Source organism: Clostridium sp. HCP1S3_C6, from assembly GCF_052066735.1.
Classification (GTDB): domain Bacteria; phylum Bacillota; class Clostridia; order Clostridiales; family Clostridiaceae; genus Clostridium.
In genome coordinates this window covers 1-8,110 of sequence record NZ_JBQHRN010000051.1, presented here as the reverse complement: position 1 = coordinate 8,110, position 8,110 = coordinate 1, and the positions used below count along the sequence as shown (strand labels likewise).

The window sequence follows — 8,110 nt, the reverse complement described above, 5'->3', positions numbered from 1 at the left end:
AAAGGAAGTGATGTCTGGCAAGAGTAAATTTAACTAAATAATCCACAAAAATAAAAATTGGTAATCTAAACCATATAATTGTGGATAATTTCATAAAAACATAGCAAAAATATGAATTAATATAAAAAAGTTAAATTTACAGAAAAAATGGTCAGATAAAAAAATTTACCTTTCGGTTCTGAATAGATTATGGATTAGGTGCATTTTTTAAAAAGTATGATTATTTTTTTAAGGCACATGAAGTACCCATAACTCTTGATTATCCATTAAGTGATAATGTTTTTTTCTTATATAGGAATAGAGAGATTAGAAAGATATCTTATTAATTTAAATTTTGTAATTTATTCAATGAAAATGAAATAATACTAAATAATATTGGAAATCATGAATTATTGTATAAATACTTAAATGATTATATGGGTGTAATAAAAACAATTTAAATGTTAATGATAAAATTAGCCTTTTAAAAGAAAAAATTAAAAATATTGATGATATAGTTGATATTTTATCATCTGAATGTTTTATGGATAATGAATATATTATTTTATTTAATTCATTAGATTATTTTGAAATAGCACTTATTATTACTTATATACCAGATATTTTTTCTTATGTAATGTGTGAAGAAAAATGGCAAATAAAATTTAATGAATATTTCTTAAACTTAAAGCCTGAAATTCAAAATAAAATAAAAGAAGTGTCAAGAAAAATTAGTTTTTAGTTATTTTGTTTAGATTTATAAAATACTGTCAATAATATAATTATGAGGTGATTTTTTTGGCAGTTAGAGTATTAAGTGGTACATGTTTTAATTTTGCAGGAAAAATAATTGAGGTAGAAGTGAATATTTCAAAAGGACTTCCAACTTTTAATATAGTGGGATTACCAGATGCAGCTGTAAAAGAATCTAAAGACAGAGTAAGGGCAGCTATAGAAAATTCAGGTTTTGAGTTTCCTCTTGGAAGAATAACTATTAATTTAGCACCAGCAGATGTTAGAAAAATAGGTTCACTTTTAGATTTACCCATTGCCATTGCTATTTTAATAGAGAGTTTTCAAATAAATAATCCTATGGAGGAATTTTTACTTATTGGGGAATTATCCTTATCAGGTGAAATTAAAGGAGTTAGAGGTGCACTGCCTATTATTATAGAAGGAATTAGTGAAAAAATAAACAACTTTATATTTCCTGTTGAAAATATAAAAGAGTGTAAATACATAAAAAATTCAAATCTTTATCCTTTTTCAACTTTAAAGGAAGTTGTATCCTTTATTAAGTATAGAGATGTTTGTCCATATAATTATCAAAGGGAAAAAATTCAAGAAAAAAATAAATTCCATTACTTGGATTTTTCTGAGATTATAGGTCAAAATGCATCAAAAAGGGCTATGGTAGTTGCAGCAGCTGGGCATCATAATATAATTTTATATGGAAGTACAGGTTCCGGAAAATCAATGCTTTCAAAAGCATTTCCTAGCATTATGCCTGATTTATCAATAGATGAGCAAATTGAAAATGCTAAAATATATAGTATTGCAGGTCTTGCATCAGATACGGATTTTTCAAAGGTTCCTTTTAGAATGCCTCATCATACTGTTACAAAAACGGCTATTGCAGGTGGTGGAAGTAGAAACAATATTTTGCCAGGAGAAATTACTTTGGCAAATAATGGTGTGCTTTATTTAGATGAAATGCTTGAATTTAGAAAAGAAGTTCTTGAGATTTTAAGAGAGCCTCTTCAAGATGGATATATAAATTTAACTAGGCTTAATTCCAATGTAAAAATGAAATGTAAGATACTTTTAATAGGAAGTTTTAACATGTGTCCCTGTGGGCGTAGAGAAGTATCAGTTATAGATACAAATAAATGCAATTGCTCTCCTTCAGATATAGACAGGTATTTAAAAAGATTATCAAAAGCTATAAAAGATAGAATTGATATTTATAATTATGTACCACCAATAAAATATCAAGATATTGGTATTAAAGAAGAATATGAGTTATCATCAAAAGATATGAAGGAAATAGTTATAAGGGCTCGGGAAATTCAAAGGCACAGATATAAAAATAGTAGATACACATATAATTCAGAACTTCAAGGAAAAGATATTTTTAAATATTGCAAAATATCTCAAAGAGTAGAAAATATACTTAAATATTATTTTGAAAAAGCTGTGCCTTCTCTTAGGTCTTATGGTAATGTAATAAAACTTGCAAGAACTATAGCTGATATTAAAAACAATAAAGATATAAAAGAAAGTGATGTTTTAGAAGCTATAGAATATAGAAAAGATTACAATGGGGAAATAGTATAAGAAGTTTACTTTTATAGATATTTTTTGTGTTATAATTATTTTATTAATTGCAAGAAATTTTGCTTTTAAAAATAAGAAAAAATATTTAGGAGATTTATTATATGTTAAAAGCAGGAGATACAATAGGGCTTGTAGCATGTTCTAATGCACTAGAATATGCTGATAAATGTAAAATAGATTCTTTAATAAGTCAATTAAAAAAAATTAATGTAAATTGTGTTTTAGGAAAGTATATTTTCTCTGATAATTCTATATATTCAGGTTCTGGAAAGGATAAAGCAGATGATTTAATGAATTTTTATAAAAATAATAAAATTAAAGCCATATTTGATATTTCAGGAGGAGATATAGCTAATGAAGTTATAATGTATCTTGACTTTGATGAAATAAATAGAAATTACAAACCTTTTTTTGGATATAGTGATTTGACTACAATAATAAATGCATTATATACTAAAACAAATAAAAATCAATATTTATACCAGATTAGAAATTTAATATATGATTGTAAGGATATACAAATTTCAAGATTTAATGGTTCTCTTTTAAAGGGGGAAGAGGATCTATTTGATTTTAAATATGAATTTATTAAGGGAAAATCCATGAAGGGAATAATGATAGGTGGTAATATAAGATGCTTTTTAAAATTAGCTGGAACGCAATATATGCCAGATTTTAATGAAAAAATTTTGTTTTTAGAAGCTTATAGTGGTTCTGAGGCAAAGGTAATAACATATTTGAGTCAACTTAAGGAAATGGGGGCTTTTTCTAAGGTTTCAGGAATAGTTTTTGGAACATTTCTTGAACTTTCACAAAGTAATAAATGTATAAAGGACATTGCCTTAAACTTTTTTAAAGAAGAAAATATTCCAATTGCATTAACTAATGAAATTGGTCATAAAACAAATTCAAAATCCTTAGTTATTGGAAAAGAATATATGTTATAATAAAATATGGATTATTTTGTTTTTTAATGTAATTCTTAAGGTTAGGTGTAAATTAATGAAAGAAAAGAGAGTAAATTACTTAGATAATTTAAAAATATTTTTAACATGTCTTGTAATAGCCCATCATAGTGCCCATGCATATGGAAATATTATGGGATCATGGGTTATGCCCTTATAAAAAAACTATTAAAAAATAATTATTTTTATGAAAAAGTTAAACTTAAAACAACAGAAATTTTTCTTTTAGCTATTATAATAGGAAGTTTGTTTTGTATTATAAGATTTAATTATCCTACAGATAGGTGGATAGCATTATTTGGAGTAATAGGCATGGAACCGGCTCATTTAGCACAATATGTATTCTTTTTTGCAATAGGAATATTAGCTTATTATAATAATTGGTTTGAACAAATTACCAAGAAGCAAGGATATTTTTTTGTTGTTTCAGGTACAATTATGGCAATTATTACATATTTCAATAAACTTATTCTTGGTGATAGTTGGATTATAATTTGGAAAAATTGGGGGTTCTATGAATCATTTATGGGTGTATTTATTTTCTTGTGGTATAATTAAAAGGTGTAAAAAGATTATTAAAGGAGGGATGTATGATGGAAGAAAGAATAGAAAAAGCACTAGAAAATCATTCAAAGGGATATAATTGTGCCCAAGCAGTTGCATGTGCATTTTGTGATTTGGTTTCAATGGATGAAAATACATTATTTAAAATTACAGAAGGTTTTGGCGCAGGAATGGGAGGAATGCAATGCACTTGTGGTGCTATATCAGGAGCTATTGCCCTTGCAGGACTTAAGGAAAGTAGCGGAGATACAGATAATCCAACTACAAAAGGAAAAACTTATAAATTATCAAAGGAAATTGTTGAAGAATTTAGAGAAAAGAATTCTTCAGTAATATGCAGAGAATTAAAAGGAATTGATACTAATAAAGTGTTAAGAAGTTGTGATGGATGCATAGAAGATGCTGCTAAGATAGCATATAAAGTTTTATTTAAATAATTAATAAAAAACGTAAAAGTCTTAAGTGCTTTTATGTTTTTTTATAGCATAGGAGGAAAAATGGTTACTTTGCTTACAAAGCTTTTTATAAAAAATAATGATTTAAAAGATCCAAAGGTAAGAACAAGGTATGGAACAATATGTGGAGCCTTAGGAATATGTCTTAATATATTCTTGTTTGTTTTTAAATATTTTGCTGGAGTATTAAGCGGATCTATTGCAATTACGGCAGATGCATTTAACAATTTGTCAGATGCAGGATCATCTATAGTTACCTTAATAGGATTTAAAATGGCAGACAAAAAACCTGATTTAGAGCATCCTTTTGGACATGGAAGAATAGAATATATTTCAGGATTTATTGTTTCTATTGTTATAATTTTAATGGGATTAGAGCTTTTTAAAAGTTCTGTATCTAAAATAACAAATCCAGAGAATATAGATAGTAGTATTGTTATAATATTAATACTTGTTATATCTATTTTAGTTAAAATATATATGTATTTATATAATAAAAAAATATCAAAAAAAATAGATTCTGCTGCAATGAAGGCTACAGCACTTGATAGTTTAAGTGATTCAGTTGCTACATTAGTAGTTTTAATATCTATTTTTATATATAAACTTACAGGATTAAATATAGATGGAATTTCAGGTATACTTGTTTCTATATTTATATTATTTTCAGGGTATAATGCAGCAAAAGAAACAATTAGTCCACTTCTTGGCAATAAACCAGATAAAGAATTTATAGATGAAATAATAAAAATAGTTATGTCACATAAGGAGATTACTGGTGTTCATGATTTAATAGTTCATGATTATGGGCCTGGAAGGGTTATTGTGTCACTTCATGCTGAAGTGCCAGGGAATTCTGATATATTTGAAATTCATGATTGTATAGATAGAATAGAAAATGAACTTAATGAAAAATTAAAATGTGAAAGTGTAATACATATGGATCCTATTGCATTAGATGATAAGAAAGTTGTGTTTATGAGAAAAGAAGTTGCAAAGCTTGTAAAATCATTTAATAATAGGCTTTCAATACATGACTTTAGAATGGTAGAAGGAACTACACATAATAACTTGATTTTTGATGTAGTGGTACCTTTAGATTTAAAATTAGATTATGATTATATTAAGAATGAGATGGAAAAACTTATAAAAGCAAAGTGGCATGATTGTTATGCAGTAATTAAAGTGGAAAAATCATATATATAGCGAGGAAAGATATGAAAGTTACTACACCTAAATATTATAATAAGTTTAAATGTATTGCAGATAAGTGTGAGGATACTTGTTGCAAAGGTTGGGAAATTGTAATAGATAAAAATACATTAAAAAAGTATAAAAATAATAAATCTGATTTTGCAAAAATTTTAAATTCAAAAATAATTTTGTATGAAGATAATGAACCAGGATTTAGATTAGAAGGCAATAGGTGTACTTTTTTAAATGAAAATAATCTTTGCGATATTTATATTAATTTAGGAGAGGATAATCTTTGTAATACTTGCAAATTGTTTCCTAGAGTAATTGAACAGTATGGAAATATTAAAGAAATAAGCTTGTCTTTAGGTTGCCCTGAGTCTGCAAGAATACTTCTTGGCCAAAAGGATAAAATAACATTTCAAACATGGGAAAATGATGAATCTATTACAGATTATAATTCTCTAAGTTTTGAAATGCTTTCACAAATAATAAGTGCAAGAAATATAGCTATGAGTATTATTAGAAATAGAAAAATTTCATTATCAAATAGAATTTTCTTATATTTGAGTTTTTCAAGGGAAATACAAGACTGTATTGATAAATTTGAAATTTCTAAAATAACTGAAGTAAAAGAAAAATTTAAAGATGAAAGATATTTAAATGAATTATTAAACAAAGCTAATGAATTTAAGCCAAAGGAACATAAAAAATATGAAACAGTCAAACAATATCTTGATTTATTTAAACAACTTGAAAGTATAAATAATACTTGGCTTAATGAACTTCAAAAAACTTATGATAATCTTTATAAAAATTATAATTTAGAATATTTGGTAAATATTCATAAATGTTTTTTTAAATATTATAAAGAAAAAATATATGAATATGAAAATATAATGATGTATTTTGTATTTCGATATTTTATGAAGAGTCTTAACGATTGCAATTTATTGCCTAAAGTTATTTTGTCAATTTTTAGTCTTATAATTATTATTGAATTAGATGTTTCTACCTGGATAAGTAATAATAAAGTATTAGAATTTAAAGATCAAGTTTATATTGTTCATTTGTTTTCTAAAGAAGTAGAACATTCAGAGGATAATATTATAAAATTATATGAACTTTTTGAAAGTGAAGAGATATTTTCTTTAGAAAATATCATTAATGTTATATTATGACTACGTTGTTGTCATATCATGTAGTAATTATATATTTATATCCAATTGCCATTGCAAGCCTTTATATAGATAAGAAGGTTAATTATACAACACTTATAATTGCACCAATATTTCTTACAATAGCACAATTTATATCATATTATTTTGGATTTGTAAATGATCATAATTTTACTGATATAAGTAAGCTTATTTATTTTGGAGTTTTACCTAGAATAATTGGATTTGTGTGTATGACCTTAATGTTTGTAGCATTAACTAATAGAAATTATAAATTATTTTCTAGTGCTTTAGGCTCAGAAGAGAGACAAGATATTATAGATGAGCTTAATGATATAGAAAGTAAATCTAAGGAAGTATCTGATTCCTTAAATAAATCAGTATTTACATTAAAAGAAGTATCCCAAAATACAAAGGATATAACAAAAGATGTTGCAAGAAAAGCAAAATTTGTAACATATGGTTCTGCTGACACATTAAATAAATTAGAAAATGCTACAAAAAATATTGTTGAAATATCAGATAGTGTAAAAAAATTATCATTAGAAACAGATACAATATGAAATCTTTCTAAGAATGTTAATGATCTTTCTTTAAATAATTCTAAAATAATTGAAAAGGCTATAGAAGGAATTAATGAAATGAATAATAGCGCAAAAGAAAGTAAAAATGTTATTAATTCATTAAAGGAAAAGACAAATGAAATAATGAAAATTATAGAGGTCATTACAAGTATATCAAATGAAACTAATATGCTTGCATTAAATGCGGCAATAGAATCATCAAGAGCAGGAGAATCCTCTTTATCTGTTTGCAAAGCTACTAATGAAGTTAATTTAAAAATGAATGAAACTCAAGAATTAACAAAAACTGTTTCTGAAAATGGTGCTAATATTGTAAGTATTGTAGAAGAAATTAAAAATATAAGTGCTAAAAACTTAGATGAACTTAAAGATGTGTTAAAGGTATCTGAAGATGAACTTGATTATATGGATAAATTAACAGAATTAGTTTCATCAATAAAGAATATGTCAGAATCATTAGAAAAAATATCTAGTAATAGTATTTTGAAATAATTAAAGAATAACATGGTGTTAGTATAGAAGTGTAGACACGGACATGTAGTTTTTTTAAGTGATATAATAAAAGAAATAAAGGAAGTGTCTACAGATGGGAAGGAAAGTAAAAAGTTATACAGAAGAATATAAAAATACAATTATTGATCTATTTAATAGTGGAAAAACTTATGCTGAAATCAGCGACGAATATGGAGTACCAAAAACAACTATAAGACAATGGGTGAAAAAGAATAACACTGCATCAGATGATAATATTTCTAATAATGATGCAGAAATTAAAGCAATGAAAAAAAGAATGGCTAAATTGGAACAGGAAAATGAAATATTAAAAAAAGCACTCTCCATATTCGCAACAACAA

At 25.5% G+C, this 8,110-nt stretch carries 12 protein-coding genes; all 12 read left to right on the top strand.

The window, feature by feature from the left end:
- The first annotated feature begins 182 nt into the window (after positions 1–182).
- On the top strand, positions 183–326 hold the full coding sequence (locus ACTNAO_RS12350) for a DUF6179 domain-containing protein (protein ID WP_441029489.1): 144 nt from the start codon (positions 183–185) through the stop codon (positions 324–326).
- 197 nt (positions 327–523) lie between these two features.
- On the top strand, positions 524–721 hold the full coding sequence (locus tag ACTNAO_RS12345) for a hypothetical protein (protein WP_441029483.1): 198 nt from the start codon (positions 524–526) through the stop codon (positions 719–721).
- A 56-nt stretch (positions 722–777) separates the two neighbouring features.
- Positions 778–2,316, top strand: coding sequence for a YifB family Mg chelatase-like AAA ATPase (locus tag ACTNAO_RS12340; protein ID WP_441029480.1), 1,539 nt, complete (start codon positions 778–780; stop codon positions 2,314–2,316).
- Between the two features lie 101 nt (positions 2,317–2,417).
- Positions 2,418–3,263, top strand: coding sequence for an LD-carboxypeptidase (locus ACTNAO_RS12335; protein ID WP_441029477.1), 846 nt, complete (start codon positions 2,418–2,420; stop codon positions 3,261–3,263).
- A gap of 55 nt (positions 3,264–3,318) precedes the next feature.
- Positions 3,319–3,441, top strand: coding sequence for a hypothetical protein (locus ACTNAO_RS12330; RefSeq protein ID WP_441029474.1), 123 nt, complete (start codon positions 3,319–3,321; stop codon positions 3,439–3,441).
- Positions 3,423–3,839, top strand: a complete 417-nt coding sequence (locus ACTNAO_RS12325) for a hypothetical protein (protein ID WP_441029471.1) — start codon at positions 3,423–3,425, stop codon at positions 3,837–3,839. The genes ACTNAO_RS12330 and ACTNAO_RS12325 overlap by 19 nt, the downstream gene beginning before the upstream one ends.
- Positions 3,840–3,871: 32 nt before the next feature.
- The gene (locus tag ACTNAO_RS12320) at positions 3,872–4,282 is read left to right on the top strand and encodes a C-GCAxxG-C-C family protein (protein WP_441029468.1); all 411 of its coding nucleotides are present in this window, start codon (positions 3,872–3,874) and stop codon (positions 4,280–4,282) included.
- A 60-nt stretch (positions 4,283–4,342) separates the two neighbouring features.
- Positions 4,343–5,506, top strand: coding sequence for a cation diffusion facilitator family transporter (locus ACTNAO_RS12315; RefSeq protein ID WP_441029465.1), 1,164 nt, complete (start codon positions 4,343–4,345; stop codon positions 5,504–5,506).
- Positions 5,507–5,517: 11 nt separating this feature from the next.
- The gene (gene fliB, locus ACTNAO_RS12310) at positions 5,518–6,675 is read left to right on the top strand and encodes a flagellin lysine-N-methylase (RefSeq protein ID WP_441029462.1); all 1,158 of its coding nucleotides are present in this window, start codon (positions 5,518–5,520) and stop codon (positions 6,673–6,675) included.
- Positions 6,672–7,235 (top strand): hypothetical protein, encoded by a 564-nt coding sequence (locus ACTNAO_RS12305; protein ID WP_441029459.1) that lies wholly within the window; start codon positions 6,672–6,674, stop codon positions 7,233–7,235. Before fliB ends, ACTNAO_RS12305 begins: the two co-directional genes overlap by 4 nt.
- 45 nt (positions 7,236–7,280) lie before the next feature.
- On the top strand, positions 7,281–7,748 hold the full coding sequence (locus tag ACTNAO_RS12300; protein ID WP_441029486.1) for a methyl-accepting chemotaxis protein: 468 nt from the start codon (positions 7,281–7,283) through the stop codon (positions 7,746–7,748).
- Between the two features lie 94 nt (positions 7,749–7,842).
- Positions 7,843–8,110 (top strand): transposase (locus ACTNAO_RS12295; protein WP_441029456.1); only part of this gene is annotated, 268 nt, incomplete at its 3' end.